20 protein-coding genes are annotated in these 19,830 nt (G+C 61.3%); 7 read left to right on the forward strand and 13 right to left on the reverse strand.

Annotated elements, in window-relative coordinates:
• Positions 1–5: 5 nt before the first annotated feature.
• From HB630_RS08555 to HB630_RS08595, 9 genes are all read right to left on the reverse strand, one after another.
• Entirely contained in the window at positions 6–1,466 is a 1,461-nt protein-coding gene (locus tag HB630_RS08555) for an NAD(P)-binding domain-containing protein (protein WP_213771724.1), read from the reverse strand.
• Between the two features lie 81 nt (positions 1,467–1,547).
• Positions 1,548–2,711, reverse strand: a complete 1,164-nt coding sequence (locus HB630_RS08560; RefSeq protein ID WP_213771726.1) for an ABC transporter substrate-binding protein — start codon at positions 2,709–2,711, stop codon at positions 1,548–1,550.
• 20 nt (positions 2,712–2,731) lie between these two features.
• A complete protein-coding gene (locus tag HB630_RS08565) occupies positions 2,732–3,463 on the reverse strand; it encodes an ABC transporter ATP-binding protein (RefSeq protein WP_213771728.1) in 732 nt (243 codons plus the stop codon).
• The gene (locus HB630_RS08570; protein WP_213771729.1) at positions 3,453–4,280 is read right to left on the reverse strand and encodes an ABC transporter ATP-binding protein; all 828 of its coding nucleotides are present in this window, start codon (positions 4,278–4,280) and stop codon (positions 3,453–3,455) included. The genes HB630_RS08565 and HB630_RS08570 overlap by 11 nt, the downstream gene beginning before the upstream one ends.
• Positions 4,277–5,110: a branched-chain amino acid ABC transporter permease gene (locus tag HB630_RS08575; protein WP_213771731.1), complete on the reverse strand. Its 834-nt coding sequence runs from the start codon at positions 5,108–5,110 to the stop codon at positions 4,277–4,279. The genes HB630_RS08570 and HB630_RS08575 overlap by 4 nt, the downstream gene beginning before the upstream one ends.
• Positions 5,110–5,985 carry a branched-chain amino acid ABC transporter permease gene (locus tag HB630_RS08580; RefSeq protein ID WP_213771732.1) on the reverse strand — a complete coding sequence of 292 codons (876 nt, stop codon included), beginning with the start codon at positions 5,983–5,985 and terminating at the stop codon, positions 5,110–5,112. Before HB630_RS08580 ends, HB630_RS08575 begins: the two co-directional genes overlap by 1 nt.
• Positions 5,986–6,242: 257 nt before the next feature.
• Positions 6,243–6,947 (reverse strand): GntR family transcriptional regulator, encoded by a 705-nt coding sequence (locus HB630_RS08585; RefSeq protein WP_213771733.1) that lies wholly within the window; start codon positions 6,945–6,947, stop codon positions 6,243–6,245.
• Between the two features lie 123 nt (positions 6,948–7,070).
• Positions 7,071–8,456 (reverse strand): FAD-dependent oxidoreductase, encoded by a 1,386-nt coding sequence (locus tag HB630_RS08590; protein ID WP_213771735.1) that lies wholly within the window; start codon positions 8,454–8,456, stop codon positions 7,071–7,073.
• Positions 8,457–8,520: 64 nt separating this feature from the next.
• A complete protein-coding gene (locus HB630_RS08595; protein WP_213771737.1) occupies positions 8,521–9,228 on the reverse strand; it encodes a glutamine amidotransferase in 708 nt (235 codons plus the stop codon).
• Between HB630_RS08595 and HB630_RS08600 the strand changes: the two genes are divergently transcribed.
• A complete protein-coding gene (locus HB630_RS08600) occupies positions 9,199–9,807 on the forward strand; it encodes a tripartite tricarboxylate transporter TctB family protein (protein WP_213771739.1) in 609 nt (202 codons plus the stop codon). The genes HB630_RS08595 and HB630_RS08600 overlap by 30 nt on opposite strands.
• 4 nt (positions 9,808–9,811) lie before the next feature.
• Here HB630_RS08600 and HB630_RS08605 read toward each other — a convergent pair whose 3' ends face one another.
• On the reverse strand, positions 9,812–11,344 hold the full coding sequence (locus tag HB630_RS08605; RefSeq protein ID WP_213771741.1) for a tripartite tricarboxylate transporter permease: 1,533 nt from the start codon (positions 11,342–11,344) through the stop codon (positions 9,812–9,814).
• Between the two features lie 295 nt (positions 11,345–11,639).
• On the opposite strand from HB630_RS08605, the gene HB630_RS08610 reads away from it, so the two are divergent.
• The 5 genes from HB630_RS08610 to HB630_RS08630 all read left to right on the forward strand — a co-directional run bounded on the left by HB630_RS08610 (position 11,640) and on the right by HB630_RS08630 (position 16,624).
• Positions 11,640–13,079, forward strand: coding sequence for a UbiD family decarboxylase (locus HB630_RS08610; protein ID WP_213771742.1), 1,440 nt, complete (start codon positions 11,640–11,642; stop codon positions 13,077–13,079).
• 36 nt (positions 13,080–13,115) lie between these two features.
• Positions 13,116–14,324, forward strand: coding sequence for an FAD-dependent monooxygenase (locus HB630_RS08615; protein WP_213771744.1), 1,209 nt, complete (start codon positions 13,116–13,118; stop codon positions 14,322–14,324).
• A 66-nt stretch (positions 14,325–14,390) separates the two neighbouring features.
• On the forward strand, positions 14,391–15,350 hold the full coding sequence (locus HB630_RS08620) for a tripartite tricarboxylate transporter substrate binding protein (protein WP_213771746.1): 960 nt from the start codon (positions 14,391–14,393) through the stop codon (positions 15,348–15,350).
• A 14-nt stretch (positions 15,351–15,364) separates the two neighbouring features.
• On the forward strand, positions 15,365–16,009 hold the full coding sequence (locus HB630_RS08625; RefSeq protein ID WP_213771748.1) for a UbiX family flavin prenyltransferase: 645 nt from the start codon (positions 15,365–15,367) through the stop codon (positions 16,007–16,009).
• Between the two features lie 108 nt (positions 16,010–16,117).
• On the forward strand, positions 16,118–16,624 hold the full coding sequence (locus tag HB630_RS08630; RefSeq protein WP_213771751.1) for a TIGR02444 family protein: 507 nt from the start codon (positions 16,118–16,120) through the stop codon (positions 16,622–16,624).
• Here HB630_RS08630 and HB630_RS08635 read toward each other — a convergent pair.
• The gene (locus tag HB630_RS08635) at positions 16,621–16,821 is read right to left on the reverse strand and encodes a hypothetical protein (protein WP_213771753.1); all 201 of its coding nucleotides are present in this window, start codon (positions 16,819–16,821) and stop codon (positions 16,621–16,623) included. The two genes, HB630_RS08630 and HB630_RS08635, sit on opposite strands and share 4 nt — an antisense overlap.
• A 41-nt stretch (positions 16,822–16,862) precedes the next feature.
• Between HB630_RS08635 and HB630_RS08640 the strand changes: the two genes are divergently transcribed.
• The gene (locus HB630_RS08640; RefSeq protein ID WP_213771755.1) at positions 16,863–17,252 is read left to right on the forward strand and encodes a RidA family protein; all 390 of its coding nucleotides are present in this window, start codon (positions 16,863–16,865) and stop codon (positions 17,250–17,252) included.
• 626 nt (positions 17,253–17,878) lie between these two features.
• On the opposite strand, the gene HB630_RS08645 is transcribed toward HB630_RS08640, so the two are convergent.
• Positions 17,879–18,463, reverse strand: coding sequence for an NAD(P)H-dependent oxidoreductase (locus HB630_RS08645; protein WP_213771756.1), 585 nt, complete (start codon positions 18,461–18,463; stop codon positions 17,879–17,881).
• A gap of 1 nt (position 18,464) precedes the next feature.
• Positions 18,465–19,820, reverse strand: a complete 1,356-nt coding sequence (locus HB630_RS08650; protein WP_213771920.1) for an FAD-binding oxidoreductase — start codon at positions 19,818–19,820, stop codon at positions 18,465–18,467.
• Positions 19,821–19,830 lie beyond the last annotated feature (10 nt).

Here is a 19,830-nt window from a genome sequence, read left to right on the forward strand (position 1 = left end):
CGAACTCATTCCCAGCCGGCATGCCGATCGAACGCAGATTTGATCTGCTGCTCGTTTTCGATGAACAATGTCCGGGAGATATCGTGACAGACGCGCTCGGCCGCGTATTGAAGCCCGGATAGGTTGCAGCGGAAGCCGCTCAAATGCGCGACGCCCGAGCAGAGATAGTAGATGCGCTTCACGAAATGGTCGCGGTCGTGCAGCGGCGTGAACTGCAATGCAGGACCAAGGTAAGGGCTGTTTTCGAGCTCTGGATGCGTGGCAAGGCCGTTGGGGATATAGCCATCCTTCCACAGCCGGATGAACGGCAATATCGAGTGCAGTTCGCTCTGATCGGCCAGCGAGTTGCGGCTGCCGGTGCCGCAGATCATGTAATCGTGCCGCATATCCGCGCCGCCATAGCGGCCGACGATTTTGCCGTTTTCATAGCGAACCGACTCGATGCCTGCGCTGCAATAGATATTGAAGCGATCATCGCGAACGGCTTCGTAATAGGTGTCACGGGGCGGCGGCACGCCGAGATCGAGATCGGCCAGCGAATACGCCCACTTCATCTCGTCGGAGAGCTCGATATAATGACGATGATATCCGTGCCACCGGCTCGCAAGACAGACGCGATGGACCGGTGGAAGATTTTCCCGGCGCACCAAAAGATCGACGGAACGCGCTCCGGCATCCAGTGCGGCATTGGCGGTGTCGAATGCACTCGCGCCGCCGCCGATGACGACGACGTCGCGATCGGCCAGCCGATCTGCGGGAAGATCTCCCATCGTGTGCGAGTACACGTGCGGCGGCAGGTTTTCCTGGACGAGTTGCGGAAAGCGTTGCAGGCCCGCGCTCTCGATCCCGGTGCATAGCACGATAAACTGCGCACGCGCCACGCCTTGCGAGGTTTCCAGTTCGAAGCACTCAAGGCCGGGATTCCAGACGATGTCGGAAACATTGACGTTGTATTCGATCGGGAGCTTCACCGCCTCTCCGAACCAGTCGAGATAATCCGCCCATACCAGCCGCGGAATTTTCTTGATGCTACGGAAATAATCCTCGCCGAATTTCGAGTCGCACCAGCGCTGGAAATGCAGATTGGGAAAACCCCAATGCAATCCTCCGGTCTCGCTTTTGCGAGTCCGCAGCAGGTGGTTGCGCGCGTAATTCCGCCAGGGCCCCTGCAATCCCGGCGGATTGCGATCGAACAGCTTGACGCTGCGCATGCCGAACCGGTCGAGACCGAACGCGACCGCTTTTCCGGTCTGTCCGGCCCCGATCACCGCCACCTCAAGCATGCCCTCGCGCGGCGTGTACGGAAGTGGATCGACCGGATAGCGCAGCATCTCGACGTCGACACGGATTTGCGCCTCGAGGTCGCGAAGACGCCCCTCCCATCCCAGACGCGGAGACGGCCGATAGAGCCGCTCCGTCATCGAGAAATCGTCTGGAATATCGAGCTTTTGCGCTAATGTTGCCATATGAATATTTCGTGTTTCATTTCAGAATAGGGAGCAATAGCCGGATGTCAAGCGCGATCGATTGAGGGTCAGAGGATTCGGCTAGTCGAGATGCTTGTCGACCAGCACCCACTTTCCGCCCTTGGCCTCGAGCACGTAGATCACCTTGATGGCATCGCCATCGGCATTGATCGAAAGCGGACCGACCAGCGCGGGGAATTTGTTGAGCTTGCGAAGCTGATCGCGGATCGCGGTCCGTTCGACGGCGCGCTTGTCCTTGTCTCCGGTCGCGCCGGCCTGCTGCATCGCATAGGCGTACATCGACACGATATCGTAACTTGCGGCGTCGAACTGGTTGGGCTCCACGACCGGCTCGCCTTTTTCCTTGAGCTTGGCCTGGAATTTCATGACGAAATCCCGCGTTCGCTCGTCGTCCAGTCCGCTGAAGAAGGTCGCGGTGATCAGCGTCCCCTCGCCGTTCGGTCCCATGCGCGCCGGCAATTCCGCATCCGCCACCGTTGAGCCGCCCAGCATCCTTCCCTTGTGGCCCTGGCGGCGCAGTTCGGCCGCGAGCTTCAGCATCGGCTCGGGCGGCGTCCCGACGGCGATGAGATCGGTCGGCTTCTGCATCAATTGCGAAACCTGCGGCGCCAGATCGAACGCCGCGACGCGAAGCGACACGCTCTGCTCCAGCGGAAGCCCGGCCTTCTTGATCGCGTCCGGCAGTACCTTGGTTCCCAGCGATTCCGAAACAGCGTCGTCGGTCGCATAGGCAATCGAGACCGAATTCGCCGCATAGCCCTTGGCCTTGATCGTCTTGAACAGGCGCTCATAGGTATAGGCTTCATCGGTGGTATTGCGGAATGCATAGGTGAATGGCGCCGCGACCTTCGGCGCCGAAGACGCCATCGACATCTGGGGAATGCCGAGGCGTTCGCCCGTGGGGAACGAAACGCGGCATTCGCTGGTGCTGAACGGGCCGACGATGGCGAGAGTCGGCGTGTCTTCGGCGAAGTGCGTGACGCCTGCGGTCGCCTGATCCGGCTTGCCTCCGGTATCGAACGACTCGAGCACGAGCTTCTTGCCGTTTACCCCGCCTTTCGCGTTGATGTCGTCGATCGCGATTTCGACCGCTATCGCATTGCGCTTGGCCAGGGCAGAGAACGGCCCGGTATTGGCCGCCAGATAACCGATGGTCAGGTCATCCGCCTGCGCGGCACCGCCCCCGAGCGCAAGAAGAACTGCAACAAGACTGACACGTTTCATCTTCTTTCCTTTCCCAACCGTTAGGCGTGCAGGCGATGCTTCGCCGTCGTGTTATCGCCGAGATAGGCTCTGGCGAGATCGTCGGATTTCATGAGCTCTTCGGTATCCGCCTCGAGCGCGAGACGGCCGAGCTTCAAGACGTATCCCCACTGCGCCGCCTGAAGCGCCATCCGGGTGTTCTGTTCGACCAGCAGGATCGCGAGGCCCGAGCTGTTCAGGCTGTGGATCAAGTTGAAGACCTCCCGGACGAAGAGAGGACTGAGCCCAAGCGACGGCTCGTCCATCAACAGAAGCCGCGGCCGCGCCATCAGCGCCCGTCCGATCGCAAGCATCTGTTGCTCGCCGCCGGACAATACCGAGCCGGGATCGTTCCTCCGCCGCGCAAGATTTGGAAACAGCTCGTACATCCGGCCCAGATCGCTCGCGATCTCGCGATCCCGCCGCTGATAGGCCCCCATCAGGAGATTTTCCTCGATGGTCAGCGACAACAATATCCGGCGCCCTTCGGGGACCAGCGCCATTCCCGCCGACACGCGGCGGGCCGACGACCAGCCGGATATCGTCTGCCCCGCGAAACGAAGCGTGCCTTGCGCGCGCGTCACGCCCATGATCGCATTGAGGAGCGAAGTCTTTCCGGCCCCATTGGCGCCCAGCACGGTGGCGACGCTACCCTCCTCGACATGAAGGCTGACGTCATTGACCGCCGCCACCTTGCCATACGAAACGCTGAGATTGCGAACCTCAAGCAGCATTGTCGTTCCTCTGAAAGGCGGCCTCGTTCGACAATGCCGGTTGCGGACGATTGCGATAGATGGGCTCGTCCTTTCCGAGATAGGCCTCGACCACAAGCGGATGACCACAAACCGAGGCCGGATCGCCTTCGGCGATCTTGCGGCCGAAATTGAGCGCCACCGTATGATCGCAAAGCGTTCTGACGAAGCCGGTATCATGCTCGACGATCAGCACCGTCGTGTCACGCGGAAGCGACGACGCAAGCACCGTCACCAGTTCCTCGCGTTCGCTCGAATTGAGTCCGGCAGCCGGTTCATCGAGCAGCAGAAGCCGGGGCCGGCCGACCAGCGCGCGGGCGATCTCGATGCGTTTTTGCACGCCGTAAGAAAGGCCCTGGGCCAATCTGTCGACGTCGTCGCGAAGCCCCAAGGTCTCGGCCACCTCCATGGCTTCGTCGCGCCAGGCGCGATTCCACCTGCCCCCGAGCGGCGCGAGAATTCTCGCCCACGACCCGACCAGACGGTGCTGACCGAGCATGATATTTTCCAGCACCGTCAGGTGCTTCATCAGGCGGAGGTTCTGGAACGTCCGCCCGATGCCGAGATCGATGCGCCGGTCGAGCGGGACATCGTCGATCGGCTCATCATCAAGCAGGATTTCGCCCGCGGTGGCGCGGTAGACGCCGCTCAGCAGATTGAAGATGGTCGTCTTGCCGGCGCCATTCGGGCCGATCAGCCCGCAACGGGATCCCTTGCGAACCTGAATGTCGAGATTATCGATCACCGACAACCCGCCAAAGGTGAGCGTAATACCGTGCAGGAACAGCAGGGGCTTCATGCGAGGCGCCTCCGGAACGGCAGATCGTGGATCAAACGCCTCGTCAGCAGGCCCTCGGGACGCAGCAGCATCAAAAGGATGATGCAGACGCCAAAGCCGACATACCGCCACTGATCGGTGCTCCGGAGAAATTCGGGCACGAGCGTAAACACGAGCGCCCCGATCAAGGGCCCGACGGGAGTCTGGAGCCCGCCCAGCAGTGCGTAGAGCACCGCATAGGTGCTGAGCAGCACATTGAAATGCTGCGCTTCGAGATAGTTGAAGTGATGGGCGTAAAGCGCTCCGGCGACGCCGGCAAATCCGGCGCCGATCGTCAGGGCGGCGATCTCGACGCGCCGCACCTTGACGCCGAATACCGCGGTGCCCCTGCCGTCGTTTCGGACCGCCGTCATGCACAGGCCAAACCGTGTACTGCTCAGCCAGACCACGGCCGCGAGAACGAGCACCATCACCGCCGCCATCGGAGCGACGCTCATATGATCGTTCACCACGAAGCCGCTGGCGCCCCCCAGTGCATTCACGTTGAGCAATACCGCCGCGACGACCTCCGAAAATGCCAGCGTCGCGATCGTCAGATAGATTCCGCGCGCGCGAAGAACCGGAATCGAAACCGCAAGTCCCGCGATCGTCGAGGCGCAGGCGCCGCCCAGGATCGAAAGGCCGAGCGGCACCCCATGTCCGTTCAGGACAGCCGAGGTGTAGGCCCCGATCGCCATGAAACCGGCGATGCCGAGATTGAGTTGGCCGCAGGCCAGCGGCATGTAGGCCGCATACGCCGCAACGACGTTGATGATCAGGATCGCGGCAATCTGGGTTGCATAGCCGCTCATCACATGCGCTCGACCAGAATGGCGCGATCGCCGAGCAGGCCGTTCGGCATCACAAGGATGAGCAGAAGCAGGAGACCATAGACAACGACGTTCACAGCCTCTGAACTGACATAGGAAATGGTCAACACTTCCACGCCAGCAATGATCATGGCACCGAGCAACGCTCCCCATATGTTGCCCATGCCGCCGAGCACCATCGCCGAAATGCCCTTGAGCGCAACTTCAGATCCCATGTCCCAGGACACCTGGAGATAGCTGATGCCGAACAGCGCGCCACCCATGCCGGCGAGCAGGCCGGAAATGAGATACATTCCGGACACGGTTCGCCCGACGTCGACGCCGAGCATTTCGGAAATGACAGAGCTCTCCGCGATAGAGCGAAGGCCTCGCCCAAGCTTGGTGCGCGTTACGACGACGTAACAGGTCACGATCAGCGCCAGCGAGATGGCGAAACTTGCGAGTTGAGGCAGGCTGAGCAGCAGTTTTGCGACGCGGATGCTCGCGCCGCCAAACGGGCTCGGATAGCCGACGGCGTCCGATCCGAAATAGATCACGACGAGGTTTTCGAACAGGATCAGGAAGCCGAGCGAACTGACAAGCGGGATATGGCTGTCGGAATTCTTCAGCCACCGGAACGTGAAACGCTCGATGATGAGCGACGCGCCGCCGGTGACGGCGAGCGCCACAGCTACCGAGAGGCCGATACCATACCCTTTCGACAACATTGCGCAGGAGACGATGCCGCCCAGCATGAACAGCGCCGGAATACTGAAATTCAGGAAATTGAGGATGCCGATCGTCAGCGAAAACGCGAGCGCCACCAGCGCGTAGATGCCGCCAAGAAGCAGTCCGTTGACGAGTTGCTGGGCCAGCATAAAATTCCGCTCAGTATTCGTGTTTCATTTCACGAAGCAAGCGACATGCCAGAACCCCTATTCGCCGGATTTCGACCGAAAGCCCCCAAAATCCGGATAACGCCCAGCTATTTCAGGAAGAGCGCCGGTCCCCTCCGGCATCATGGAACGCACCGGCAGCCCTTACGGGTGCAGCTTTGTGCAAGGTGCCACGAAATTAATCCAAGCTGCCTACCGGTGCCACGAAGCCGAAACTCGCTACACCGTACAGCAAGCGTTCAGCGGGCGAGCGCAGACAGCCTGCCCCTGGTGGCCGCGGGCGGCTGCGCCGGCACGCGCTCCTGCCGAATAGCGGTTGCAAGATCCTGGATGTGGCTGCGCGCTTCGCGTTCGGCGAGATCCGGATCATGCTTGCGGATGGCCGCCAATATCTTTTCGTGATCGGTGCATGATTGCGGCAGGTGCGTCGGAATCGAATTGCGTTGGATGCGCATCGCCCGCATCTGCGCAAACACCGATTTCAGCAGCCGTTCGAGCGTCACATTGTTGGCCGCACGGAGAATTTCCTCATGAAATTCGATGGTGCGCGTATAATAACCATCGGAGTCGCCGCTGCTCAGGCAGGCGCGCTGGTCGTCGATGCTCCGCTGCAGGATGGCGAGTTGGCGGTCCGTGACATTGGAGGCCGCGAGCCGCGCAGCCATCCCCTCAAGCGCCTCGCGCGCGATGTACATTTCCAGCGCACGTCCGGGATCGTAGTCGACGAGATACACCCCCTGCCGCGGCACGACCTCGACCACGCGCTCGGCCTCCAGCCGGTTGATGGCGGCCCATAACGGGGTGCGGCTGACGCCAAGCTCACGGCTGAGTTCCTCGACGCTGACCTTGTCGCCCGGATTGTACCGGTCGCCATTGAGCAGCATGTCGCGGACCACCGTATAGGCGTCCTCGCTTAAATTGGACCGTTTGAGCTTCCGCGCCATCCCAGAGAATCCACACGTTTCATGATAGATTTCTACTCTTAGCTGCGAATCCCCCGCGCCTCAAGCTGCATCTCGATCGGCCCCTCTGGAAAATTGATATATTTTTCAATGGCATGCCAGGCCTCATCCGACCGGCTGGGACGGCAGAACCGCCCCCTCCCCCCGTCTGGCGACGTCCAGCATCGCCGCAACGCTCACGATCTTGCGCCGCGGCCTGCCCGCCTCGCGTCCGGAAAGACATTCCGCGGCATCGATCCGCTTCCAATCCATGAAGTCGATCCGGGAACCTGAAAGCAGCGCAGGGGTCCGCGGCCGACCGGGCTTTACCGGCCAGCGCCCCTCGCGAAAGTCCGATAGCAGCGTGCGAACCGTTTCCATCGCATCGGCGCGATTGGTCCCGATCACACCGGTGGCGCCCCGTTTGATCCAGCCGGCAACATAAAGCGGCATACTGCCGTTGGCTTCTCCGGTTACACGGCCCGCAACATTGGGAATGATTCCGCGGCGCTCGTCGAATGGCGCGTTGCCCAACGGCTTGCCTCGAAATCCGATGCTTGAGATCGCAAGACCTGCCGAAATCGCAAAATGCTCCGCGCCCGGTACGGCCTTCCGGTTGTCGGCAGGGCCTTCCAACCGGTTGCGCGCAAACCGAACCGACCGGACGCGATCTGTCCCTTCGATCTCCATCGGGCTTGCGAGAAAATCGAGATGAAGCTCCTTTGCATCCTCGCCATGCGCCTCGCGGGCGATGGCGTCGGCCATCACGCTGACATTGCGCTTGATCGCCGCATTGACCGGCAGATCGAGATACGCCTGTTCTTCCTCATTGAGCTGCATGGCGTCCTGATCGATCACGACCCGAACGCCGGGCAATCCGAGAAGTTCGCGCAATTCCGCGGTCGTGAACGACGCCTGCGCCGGGCCCCGGCGTCCGACCAGGTGAACCCGCCGCACGCGGCTCTCGCGAAGCGCTTCGAGCGCGTGGTCGGCAATATCGGTCTTTGCGAGCCTTGCATGGTCGCTGAGCAGAATGCGCGCGACGTCGATGCCGACATTGCCATGTCCAACGACGACCGCGCATTCGTGATCGAAACGCGGCTCAAGGCCGGCGAAATCCGGATGGCCATTATACCAGCCGACGAAATCGGTGGCGGTGATGCTTTGTGGAAGATCGCTGCCCGGAATCGGAAGCGGCGTTCCGGCAGACGCGCCATAAGCGAGAATGACCGCGTCATATCGGTTTCGCAGCCCGGCGAGCGGAATATCGCGGCCAATATCGATATTCCCGAAGAACGCGAATTTGGGGTTAGTGGCCAGAGCGTCGAAGACCTTGACGACCTGCTTGATCTGCTGGTGATCCGGCGCCACGCCGGAGCGAACCAGGCCGTAAGGTGTCGGCAGCCGGTCGAACATATCCACCCGCACACCGGCATCGGATTTCAACAAGGCCTCGGCCGCGAAAAAGCCGCTCGGGCCGCTGCCGACAATGGCGATTTCAGGTTCAGACATCGCTAGAATCCGTAAGGCGCTTTCCACAGTTCGGCGTTTGCAAGCGCCGCCCATTTTTCAGCAATCATAATTGGGATAGCCAGCGCGAGACGAAGCGCGCATTTCTCTCGGCAAGGCCGGCGGCATATTTCGCGGTGTCCGCGCGAAGTCTCGACAGCGTGTCCGGTCCCATCTTGCGGATATCCCCTGCGAAAGCGACGAACCATTGTTCGAGTTCGGCCGCGTCGGTCTCGACGTGAAACTGCAAGGCAAGCCCATAATTTCCGACCGCAAAGGCCTGTTTCGCATAACGCGACGTCGAAGCCAGCAGCGTCGCGCCTTCCGGGAGATCGAATGTGTCGCCGTGCCAATGCAGCACCGGCAAATCCTCCGCCGCAATTTCGGCAAGCGCGTGCCGTTGCCCGTCCGCCGTCAACTGAACCGGCGCCCAGCCGAGTTCGACGCCGTTTGTTCCCGGAAACACCCTGGCTCCAAGCGCCGCCGCCATCAGCTGCGATCCGAGACAAATGCCGAGAACCGGCCGTTTCACCTTGAGGCGGGTGCGGATGATGTCGATTTCTTCGGTCAGGAACGGATATTCCGGCGCATCATAGACGCCGATCGGCCCGCCCATCACGATCAGCAAATCCGCTTCCTCGGCCCGTTCGCGAAATCGCCGAACCGATGCAGCCGGAATCGATACGACCTCGTATCCGCACGTCTCGAGCGTCGGCTCCAGCGTACCGGGATGCTCAACGGCCAGATGTTCGATGACCAGACAGGTTTTGCTCATGCGGCGGCCTCGCTCATGGCGCGGCGAATGCGCGTGCGGCACCATGGCCCGCGTTTTGCAAGCCCTGAAGGGGCTCCCGACTCGTGCGTGACTCTATTGAGGAATCCCATGCGTCCAAACTCGCTTCGCTTTCTCGCCGATAATTCCGATCGCGTCTGCGGAATCGTCGCAGCCGTCACCGCCGTTTTTCTGTATCTCAACGCGACCAACTTGCCCTTTGGGACCGTCGGCGCGCCCGACTCGGGCTTTTTCCCAAAATCACTGTCCGCGATCCTGGCCATCCTCGGCCTCGGCATGCTGCTGCGACCGCGATCTGCAAAACATGAACGAGCGGATTTCACCTTACGCAGTTGGGCCGTACCCTTGGCGGCTATCGTCCTGCTTGCATATGCAGCGCTTCTCGATAAGGCAGGTTTCGTTCTCAGCACGATTACGGTTCTCTTCCTTCTGATGACTGCCTATGGCAGGCTACGCTGGGTTGTCGCGCTCGCCTTTTCCGTCTCGGCCGTCACCGTCTGCTATGTCGGCTTCACGGAACTTGGCGTACCGCTTCCACAAGGTGTCCTATCCATTTTCTAAGCTCTCATTCCGCGGGTTGTGGTGCGCGCGGATCCTCCCGGATACCTCGCCACGCGCCGGCCAGTGCGCTCAATATAGGCCACAATCCGATGAGCAGCGCGGCGGCTATCAGTGAACCCGCCACGGGCCGGTTGACGAAGATCGAAAAATGGCCGCCGGACATGATCAGGGACTGCCGAAGCGCAGTCTCCATGATGGGACCGATCACAAACGCCAGCACCAAAGGCGGCAGCGGAAAATCGAATTTCCGCATCAGGTAGCCGAGCACGCCAAAGGCCGTCATCGACGCGATATCTGTGGGGTTGTTATTGACGCCATAAGCACCCGCAAGGCACGCCAGCACGATGACGGGCACCAGGATGCTGTTGGGCACCAGCGTGATCTTCGAGAGGTAGCCGATCAGCGGCAGCATCAGGCACAGCAGGATGCAATTGCCGACGAACATGCTGGTGACGATCGCCCAGAACATTTCCGGATGCTGTACCATCAGCGTCGGCCCCGGCGTAATCCCGTGAAGCATGAAAGCGCCCAGCATCAGTGCCATCACGGCGTTCTCGGGCAGTCCCAATGTCAGCAGCGGGATAAACCCGGCGCAGGTCGCCGCATTGGCCGCCGCTTCCGGTGCCGCGACGCCACCGACGGCGCCGCCGCCGAAATTCTGCGAGGCATGCCGCCAGCGTTTCGCCGCCGCATAGGCCAGATAGGATGACACCGTCGCTCCGCCACCCGGAAGCAGTCCGACAAAAAAGCCAACCAGCGTCCCTTGCGCAATGGGCCGCGCGGCATTCCGCCAGTCCTGCCGCGTCGGCAGGACCTCGCGCAGCCGCGTCGGCGCGCGGATCGCCTCCGAAGCCACGATCTTCTCCTCAAGCAGGGAGAAGACCTCGGAGATGCCGAACAATCCCATCACCATCGGCACCAGGTCGATACCGGATTGCAGGCTGAGCGAGCCGAACGTGAAGCGCGCGGTGCTTCGAACGGGGTCGAGGCCGACGGTACCGAGCAGAAGGCCGAACACGGTCACGACAAGCGCCTTGATGACGGAGTTCGTCGCCAGATAGCTCACCAGCGTCAGCCCCAGCAGCGTAAGCGCAAAATATTCCGGCGGCCCGAAGTTCAACGCGAAGTCGGCGAGCGTGGGCGCGAGCAGGCTCAAACCGACCAACCCGAACATTCCCGCGATAAAGGCACTGAACATGGATATGCCCAGCGCCACGCCGGCGCGCCCCTGTTTCGTCAGTTCATAGCCGTCGATTGCGACCATGACGGATGCGGATTCACCGGGCACGCGAAGCAGGATCGATGTGATCGATCCGCCATACATCGAGCCGTACCAGATGCCGGAGAGCATGATGATCGCCGTCGGCGTATCGAGAAAATAGGTGATCGGCAAAAGCAGCGCGATGGTCGCGGCCGAACCGAGGCCGGGCAATATTCCCACGATGACACCGAGCGACACGCCGATAAAGCAGAACAGCAGGCTCATCGGCTGCAATGAGATCGAAAAGCCGTGGGCGATGTCAGCGAGTGTGCTCAAGCCGTCCTCCACGAGCGGAACGCGTTTCCCGCCACCCTTAACGGATAGCGGCTAGCAAGCGACGTGCCAACGTGAAAAATGTTTCATTTCACATATCGATGACTGCCAACCCTGATCGAGTCCAACCTGCCACGCCCAATAATATTGCGGCTTTTGAGCAAAGTCTGGGCAAGGAACCGGAGTTTCCCAGCTCAAAGTTGTGAAATGAAACATTTTTTATTCTGGCACGCTTGTTGCTCGCGTTTGCCGGTGATGACCGGCGATATGCCCACCATGTCAAGGAAACGATAGCCCCATGTTGCACGTACCTAACAGCTCCTATTTCGAGTCGCTTCGGGATCTGCTCTCGCATCTGGAGAAGATCGGCAAGCTGCGGAAGATCACCAGGCAAGTCGACAAGGACTGGGAAATCGCCTGCATTACCCGCCAGGTCATGTATCAGCGGCCCGACGACCGCTACGCGCTGCTCTTCGAAAATATTGCCGGCTTCGAGACATCGGTAGCGACCAATACCCTCGGTGCATCCCGCGATATTTACGCGACCGCGCTTGGCGTTCCCTTCGTCGATGGCCGCATCGACAAGGAAGCGATCCGCACCAAATGGACGAAAGCGCTGAGTGCGCCGATCCCGCCGGTCGTGGTCAAGACCGGCCCCTGCAAGGAAAACATCATGCGGGGCAAGGACATCAATCTGCTGAAATTCCCGATTCCGACGTGGACGCCGGGCCTCGACGGCGGCGCCTATCTGTCGGCCGGTGCCGTCATCCAGAAGGATCCGGAGACCGGTATTCAGAACGCCGGCGTCTATCGCGGCATGATCAAGGGACCGAACCGGATCGGAGTGCTGGTGCAGCCAGCCAAACATTCCGGCGTCATCATGCAAAAATATGAGGCCGCGAACAAGCCGATGCCGATTGCGATCGCGATCGGTTCACCGCCCTATCTCGGGATGACATCGGTGGGGCGCGTGCCTTACGGCGTCGACGAAATGGCGGTCGCCGGCGGACTTGGCGGCCAGGCGATGGAAGTCGTGAAATGCGAAACCGTCGATCTGATGGTGCCGGCGCATGCCGAAATGATCATCGAGGGAATCGTCCAGCCGCATTTCCGCGAGCAGGAGGGGCCATTCGGTGAATTCTACGGCCATATGGGCCCCGTCGCCCAGTCGCCGGTCATCGAGGTCACGGCCATCACCTACCGCAACGGCACGATTCACCAGGGATTCCAGGAGCAGATGCCGCCGAGCGAAGGCAGTTGCATCAAGGATATCGCGATGGAATCGATTCTGCTCACCGGACTGCGCCAGTGCGGCATTCCCGGCGTGCTCGACGTCTATGTTCATCCGATGTCGTGCCAGTCGCACGTCGTCGTGAAGATCAAGCCGCAGTTTCCCTCGCACGCGAAAGCGGTCTATTCGGGATGCTGGGCAGTTTATCCGAACCGCGCCAAGCAGGTCATCGTGGTCGAAGACGACTGCGATATCTACAACGACGACGATGTGACCTGGCACGTCGCAACCCGCGTGCAGCCCGACCGCGACCACACCATCTGGGAAAAAGGCACGGGCCTTCCGCTCGATCCTTCGATGCCGAAGGAAATGGCGATCTACAGCGGCAAGATCGGCATCGATGCAACGCGCAAGCACGCCTATCCGCAGCGTTCGATACCGCCGCGCCAAATGATGCAGACCGTGCAGGACCAGTGGAGCGATTACGGCCTCCCCGATCTTACCTGACGTCTGCTGCAAAGCCATTCCGGGAGAAACAAGACAATGAAGTCCCGCGAGAAAGTCATCATCGTTGGCGGCGGCCCCGTGGGTCTTCTATGCGCGCTCAACCTGGCCACGCACGACGTGCCAGTGCTCGTGCTGGAAGCGTATTCCGAATTGTTCATGGATCTGCGGGCGGGCTCGTTTCACCCGCCCACCCTGGAAGTGATGGAGCCGCTCGGGCTGACGGCGAAACTGCTTGAGATCGGTATTCCCGTGCATAAATGGCAGCTTCGCGACCGGGAAAAGGGCGTCATCGGCACGTTCGAGCTCTCCCTGCTCGGCGACGAGACGCCATTCCCGTTCCGGCTTCATCTCGAGCAGCATCGTTTCACCCCGATCGTGCTGGAACAATTGCGCAAGATACCCCACGCGGAAGTGCGGTTTTCCTGCCGCGTGGAAGACGTCGCCCAAACCGGCAGCGGCGTTCGTGTCTCGGTGCAAACGCCTGATGGGCTCGAAGAATTCGAAGGCGGCTGGGTCATCGGCGCGGACGGCGGCGGCAGCATTGTTCGCAAATCCGCAGGCATCGAATTCGACGGCTTCACCTTCCCCGAACGGTTCGCGCTGATCAGCACGACCTATGATCTCGGCCAGCATGGCTTCACCGATACCGCCTATATCTCCCACCCCGTGGAGTGGTGCGCGGTGTTTCGCCTGCCGGACCAGGGGCCGCCGGGCCTATGGCGCTTTCTTTACGGATGCGACCCGAACGAGAGCGAGCAGGAGGCGCTGTCCGAAGCCGTCATCCAGCAGCGGCTCCAATCGGTACAGCCGAAACCGACGCCTTACGAGATCGTCCATCGCACGATCTATCGGGTCCATCAGCGTGTGGCCACCACCTTCCGCAACGGCCGAATCCTGATCGCCGGAGACGCGGCCCATCTCAACAACCCGATCGGCGGCTTTGGCCTGAACTGCGGATTGCAGGATGCCATGAACCTGACCGACAAGCTCATTCGTGTCATCCGGGAAACAGTTTCCGACGATTTGCTCGATCGTTACGTTCGGCAGCGGCGAACGGCCAATATCGAATATGTTCAGGAATCCTCGATCCGTAATAAACGCCTGCTGGAAGAGACCGACGAGAGCATCAGACTGTCGCGGCTCGACGACATGCGGCGCGCCTCGCAGGACCCATCGCTTGCGAAAGCCGTTCTCATGCGCTCCTCCATGATCGACAGCATGCGGCGCGCCAATACGATCATCTGACGTCAAAGCAACAGGGAGCAGCTGCCTCGACGGCGAATCATTCCTCATCATCACGGAGCCAACTGGATGAAAACGATCAGGTCACTGCTTCTCGCCGCGACGGTTGCCGCCACAATATCCAGCCATGCGCAGACCTTTCCAAGCAAGCCCGTGACCATGATCATTCCGTTTCCGGCTGGCGGACGAACCGATGTGATCGGCCGGATTTTTGCACAAAGCCTGCAAGACGCGCTGGGCAAGCCGGTCGCCGTGATCAACAAGCCCGGTGCAAGCAGCGTGCTGGGCTCGAACGAGGTGTCGGAAGCGGCACCCGATGGCTACACGATCGGCTTTTTCTCAACCGCGGCAGTGACCGCGCAATACACGGTTCCCACACCCTTGTCGCTCAAGAGCTTCGACCTGGTCGCGATCGTCAATGCCGATCCGGCGGCGCTTGCGGTGGCTGACAACGCCCCCTGGAAAACGCTGCGGGATCTCGTCACCGACGCCAAAGGCAAGCCGGGCGTGTTCCGTCTCGGCATGATCCCCGGCGCCTCGTCGCAGATCTTTGCAGCAGGTTTCATGCGGGCCGCGGGCCTCGACATGGTCGGCGTTCCCTTCAAGGGCGACACCGACGGGGCGATCGCGCTCGCCGGCCACAACATCGATGTGCATTTCGCGGTTCCGGTTTCCTACAAGAGCCTCGTGGAGAGCAAGAAAGTCCGCATTCTGGCGGTCGCTGCCGACGCAGCTTCGCCGATCTACGGAAATCTTCCCACATTCAAGGATAACGGCGTCGACCTGACGGTCGGCGCATTCCATGGCATCTTCGTGCCGGCCGGCACGCCTCCGGCCGTGAAGCAAAAGCTCGCCGACAGCCTCAAAACCGCCGTCGAAAATCCCGAACTGAAAAAACGCATGGAAGACGCCGGTGCGGCGATCGTGTTCCTGCAAGGTGACGAGGCCAAAGCCTATCTGGCCAAGCAGGACGAGACCTACCGCAACATCATCGAGGCGCTCGGCTTGCGCGTCGCCGCCACCCGTTGAACCGAGGCTGAAACATGAGCACTAGCGATCGGCGCCGAATGATCGTCGGCATCAGCGGGGCATCCGGCGTCATTTACGGCATCCGCACCCTCGAAATATTGCACCAGCTCGGCTACGAGACCCATCTGGTGATGACAAAATCCGCGCAGATCACGCTGGCGCACGAAACGAATACCAAGGTCGCGGCGCTTGCAAGGATCGCCAGCGTCGTTCACCGCATCGACGATATCGGCGCCTCGATCTCCAGCGGTTCGTTCAAGACCATGGGCATGATCATTGCGCCCTGCTCGATCCGGACATTGTCGGAGATTGCGACCGGCGTAACCTCCACATTGCTGACCCGCGCGGCAGACGTCGTGCTCAAGGAACGGCGACGGCTTGTGCTGCTGGCCCGCGAAACGCCGCTTCATCTCGGGCATCTGCGCAGCATGACGCGGCTTGCGGAAATGGGCGCCATCATCATGCCCCCGGTGCCGGCGTTTTACGCCAAGTTCGAAACCATCGACGACATGGTCAATCACACGGTCGGCCGGGCGCTCGACCTGTTCGACATCGATTGCAAACTCGTCAAACGCTGGGGCGAGCCGGGTCCGGACCAAAGCCGGGGTAATGCCGGAACAAGTCCGGGCGTGATTACCCCGATCGGCGTCCGCTCATAGCATAGCAATGCCTGGCATAAACGCGCGAACCGCCATGCGTTTTCCGGTATCGCGGCATCGGATATGAGCGCATAAACATCCGTTACTCTTAACAACGGCTGCGGAACAATGGTCGAATCTGCCGAAGGCCAGCGCTGCTGGCAATTTGTGGTCGAACTCTATGCAAAGCCCGGCGTCTCGCAGGCTTGCCTGGCGCTTCAGGACCGGCTGGGCGTCGATGTAAGTTTCCTGCTGACCATCCTGTTCTATGCCGTGCGCGGCGGCGCGGATTTCCAGGCGGATGAGATCGCAAGGCTCGATCACACCATTTCCGGCTGGCGCAACGAGGTCATCCGGCCGCTTCGCGCGCTGCGCCGCCGGTTGAAGGGCGGAGATTTGTTGAGCCAGCCCACCGACGAGTTCTACCGGCGGATCAAGGCCGATGAATTGTCGGCGGAGCAGATCGAAATCGGCGCACTGGTGCGGCAGCTTGAGCAAAGGCCGGGCAATCCATCGACGAAAACAGGCCGGGCCGTGATCGAACGCGTCGCAAGACATTTCGCCGAGGCATCCGGCCAAGCCGCTCACCTGAACGACGACGAAATCCAACACGCCATTTCGATTCTTCATAGCTAGGCGGGTTCCTGCCGGGACTGCTCCTCCTCGTTGCCGGCGCGAATCAATTCGAGCAGGCGCTGGCGCATCAGCATTCCCCGCCGATCTGGGAGCATGTGCTTTTCGATCTTGCGGCCCGTGTCGACGACGGCCTCGGGATCGTTGCGAATATGGCAAATTCCTGAATCAGCCAATGACGCCGCCGGCAAAATCGACATAACATGCGGCACCCCGTTTCACCTGCCAGGAGGCACGCCCCTTGCGCGCACTTGCCCCGAACTCGATCAAACCTCCCTTTGCACGCTACAGCCACGGGATCGCGGTGCCTGCCGGGCACCGGCTGGTGTTTATCTCCGGCCAGCTCGGCCTCGGCGCCGACGAAACCGTTCCGGCGGATTGCGAAGCCCAGGCCGACCTTTGCTTCGCCAATATCGCGGCCATCCTCGCCGAGGATCGCATGACGATGGCGAATATCGTCCGTCTCAACGCCTATGTGACGGCGCGCGACCATATGCAGGGCTACATGCGGTCGCGCGACCGGCAATTCCCCGGAACGCCGCCCGCTTCGACGCTGATGATCGTATCCGGCTTCGTGCGCGCGGAATTTCTCGTCGAAATCGAAGCTGTCGCGGCATCGGATGATGCCTAGCCAAGCAACGTCCGATTAAATCTCCAGACAGCCGAATGGATGCGCGGCCGCATTCCCGCGGCGCGGCGCGCCCGGGTTGCTGCATGAACGCTGTCCCTCGATAAGAGGGCGCAGGCGCCCCTCAAGAGAGGGCGCAGGGAATGCCGGGTGCCCGTTGCACCCGCAGCCTCGCGTGCAAAAGTAAAAAGCACACGAGTTAGTCACCACAGGTACACCGGAAGCGAACCCGGCATTCCCTGCACGACGGTTTTAACGGCTTGCTTCGTGCTCTCCCCGGCGATCGGGCTTTCTTGCCACCGTCGCTCACGCGGATCATCCCGCAGAAAGCTTAGCACCAGCGTCGAGGTGCCAGGACCACACGACTTCGCCGTCCGCCAAGCGCCGTTCGTCTTGCGGCACTCCGCGTCCATCGCATTCCGCGCCCAACGTTCGTGACGATCGCGATACGCCCCTCTTTCGGGCCGGAACGGCGGAATTGATAAAGCTGATTTTAGCTGGCGTAGAAGCAGAATATTTTTCGCTGCGGCACTGGACAGCCAAATCACCCGACAGCCTGTCGGGCAAATCAGTGACCCCGTCCGCCTGGACTCCATTGGAACAGGAGCATCTCAAACCGAACGCTCCAGCTAAAATCGTTCCATTTCCCGCCGGACCCTGGCGAGAAAGCGGCTCCGCTTCCCGGGCGTCGCCGTGTTCATGTGGTACAGCGCATAATAGCGCACCTTGGCCCTGGAGCCGGTGAACCACGGCAGATAGCGCTTGATGATCTTGCGCGGCGGGTCGGCCATGCCGATCGCCTGCCAGCGCGGGCGGCCGTAGGTCGCGATTCCGGTGATGCGCCGGATGTGCAGCAACATCGGCTTTGCCCGGGACGGCTCGGACAAATCCAGCGCGATGCCGGGGCCAAACATCCGGTCGAACCAGCCTTTCAACATCGCGGGCGGACCGAACGACCAGGTCGGAAATTGCACGACCAGGGCGTCGGCGGCGATCAGGCGGTCGGCATAGGCCTGGTTGTTGGCCCGGTTGCGCGCCGGATCGTGATAATCACGGCGCCGCTCCGCATTCAGCACCGGATCGAACCCCTCGGCATAGAGGTCGAGCAGGTCGACGGTGTGCCCTGCCTGGTTGAGCCCGGCCAGCGCCTCTTTCCGGATCGCCGCGTGAAAGCTGTCATCGAGCGGATGACAATAGACGTACAGCACCCGCATGTTACGTCCTCCCACTCACGAAGCTCCGCATCTTGCCGGGATTGAGCAGGCCATACGGATCGGCCTCATGCTTGAAGCCGAGCTGATCGGCGTCGGCGCGTTTGTAACGGCTGCCATCCTCGACGGTGAAGACGTGCGGGTTGGCGATATAGACGCCACGTTCCTCGTGCATCCGGATGATCTCGTTCAGCCGATCCGCGCTGGTATAGCGCACGACAGGCAACCCGCTACAGGCGACACGGCCGTTGAAACGGATGAATTCGAGATGCTGCAGCACTTCATCGGGAAACAATTCCCGCATCTCGACGACCTTCCCCATCAGACGATCGTGCGGATAGAGGCATTGCAGATAGGTGACGGAACGATCGGATTTCAGCACCTGCAGCGTGGTATGATTCCAGCTATATTCATAGAGCGGTACCTGACCGGGGCTGTCGTCGGTCGGCATTTCCAGCGTGACGGCGCCGCGGCCCCCCAGCAGCGATCTGAAGCTCTCCAGCGACGGCTCCGCGATCATCGCGATCAGGATGCTCTTGCCGTCGGGGCAATAGGGTTTCAGCGCGCCGAAATAGGACGGCAGCGGCGCGGTAATCGGCGCGAGCAGTTTCTTGACGATGCCGTCGGCCAGGGCCACTTCGTAACCGACAGCTGCAGCCTCCACGAAGTCGTCGAAGGCGACCACGACATCGATCCACTTCCAGGCCGGTGACAACGGCATTTCGAGCGCGGTGATGATGCCGGTCGTGCCGTAGGCGCGGTTGATCTTCTGCGCCGCGTCGCCGCGCAGTTCGATGATCCGCGGCGCCTCCTCGACCGTCACCACACGGGCGGCCAGGATGTTGCCGGGCTCGCGCAGGCCGCCATAGGTGATCGAGCCGATTCCCCCCGATCCGCCCGCCACGAACCCGCCGACCGTGGCGGTGCGCTTGGTGGACGGATGCATCCGCAACTCCCAGCCCAACGGCTGCAACTCGGTGTCGATGGCGTTCAGCTTGGCGCCGGCGCCGACCCGGACCACGCCGGGCTTGAACCATTCGATACCTGTCAGCGCCGTGATGTCGAGCAACACCCCGCCTTGCAACGGTACGGCCTGACCGTAATTGCCGGTCCCTCCCGCCCGCACCGTGATCGGAATCCGATGGCGCGCGCAGGCGGCGGCCACGCGCACCACTTCCGCCTCGTCACGCGGCGCGACGATCAGATCGGCCGACTTGCCATCGAGTTGTTCGTTCAAGATCGGGCTGTACCAGAAGAAATCGCGCGAGCGCCGGCGAACGACCCTGGGATCGGTGACGACGGGAATATCGCCGAGATCGGCAACAAGCCTGGCGAGAGCATTCGACGTAAAATCGTTCATGACCTGGTCA

Origin of the sequence: Bradyrhizobium sp. dw_78 (assembly GCF_018449525.1) — a bacterium.
Taxonomy (GTDB): Bacteria; Pseudomonadota; Alphaproteobacteria; order Rhizobiales; family Xanthobacteraceae; genus Bradyrhizobium.

Bases quoted from the DNA above. Each gene is read 5' to 3' on its own strand.
- HB630_RS08555 (WP_213771724.1), bottom strand. From the start codon at position 1,466: ATGGCAACATTAGCGCAAAAGCTCGATATTCCAGACGATTTCTCGATG.
- HB630_RS08560 (WP_213771726.1), bottom strand. From the start codon at position 2,711: ATGAAACGTGTCAGTCTTGTTGCAGTTCTTCTTGCGCTCGGGGGCGGT.
- HB630_RS08565 (WP_213771728.1), bottom strand. From the start codon at position 3,463: ATGCTGCTTGAGGTTCGCAATCTCAGCGTTTCGTATGGCAAGGTGGCG.
- HB630_RS08570 (WP_213771729.1), bottom strand. From the start codon at position 4,280: ATGAAGCCCCTGCTGTTCCTGCACGGTATTACGCTCACCTTTGGCGGG.
- HB630_RS08575 (WP_213771731.1), bottom strand. From the start codon at position 5,110: ATGAGCGGCTATGCAACCCAGATTGCCGCGATCCTGATCATCAACGTC.
- HB630_RS08580 (WP_213771732.1), bottom strand. From the start codon at position 5,985: ATGCTGGCCCAGCAACTCGTCAACGGACTGCTTCTTGGCGGCATCTAC.
- HB630_RS08585 (WP_213771733.1), bottom strand. From the start codon at position 6,947: ATGGCGCGGAAGCTCAAACGGTCCAATTTAAGCGAGGACGCCTATACG.
- HB630_RS08590 (WP_213771735.1), bottom strand. From the start codon at position 8,456: ATGTCTGAACCTGAAATCGCCATTGTCGGCAGCGGCCCGAGCGGCTTT.
- HB630_RS08600 (WP_213771739.1), top strand. From the start codon at position 9,199: ATGTTCGATGACCAGACAGGTTTTGCTCATGCGGCGGCCTCGCTCATG.
- HB630_RS08595 (WP_213771737.1), bottom strand. From the start codon at position 9,228: ATGAGCAAAACCTGTCTGGTCATCGAACATCTGGCCGTTGAGCATCCC.
- HB630_RS08610 (WP_213771742.1), top strand. From the start codon at position 11,640: ATGTTGCACGTACCTAACAGCTCCTATTTCGAGTCGCTTCGGGATCTG.
- HB630_RS08615 (WP_213771744.1), top strand. From the start codon at position 13,116: ATGAAGTCCCGCGAGAAAGTCATCATCGTTGGCGGCGGCCCCGTGGGT.
- HB630_RS08620 (WP_213771746.1), top strand. From the start codon at position 14,391: ATGAAAACGATCAGGTCACTGCTTCTCGCCGCGACGGTTGCCGCCACA.
- HB630_RS08625 (WP_213771748.1), top strand. From the start codon at position 15,365: ATGAGCACTAGCGATCGGCGCCGAATGATCGTCGGCATCAGCGGGGCA.
- HB630_RS08630 (WP_213771751.1), top strand. From the start codon at position 16,118: ATGGTCGAATCTGCCGAAGGCCAGCGCTGCTGGCAATTTGTGGTCGAA.
- HB630_RS08635 (WP_213771753.1), bottom strand. From the start codon at position 16,821: ATGTCGATTTTGCCGGCGGCGTCATTGGCTGATTCAGGAATTTGCCAT.
- HB630_RS08645 (WP_213771756.1), bottom strand. From the start codon at position 18,463: ATGCGGGTGCTGTACGTCTATTGTCATCCGCTCGATGACAGCTTTCAC.
- HB630_RS08650 (WP_213771920.1), bottom strand. From the start codon at position 19,820: ATGAACGATTTTACGTCGAATGCTCTCGCCAGGCTTGTTGCCGATCTC.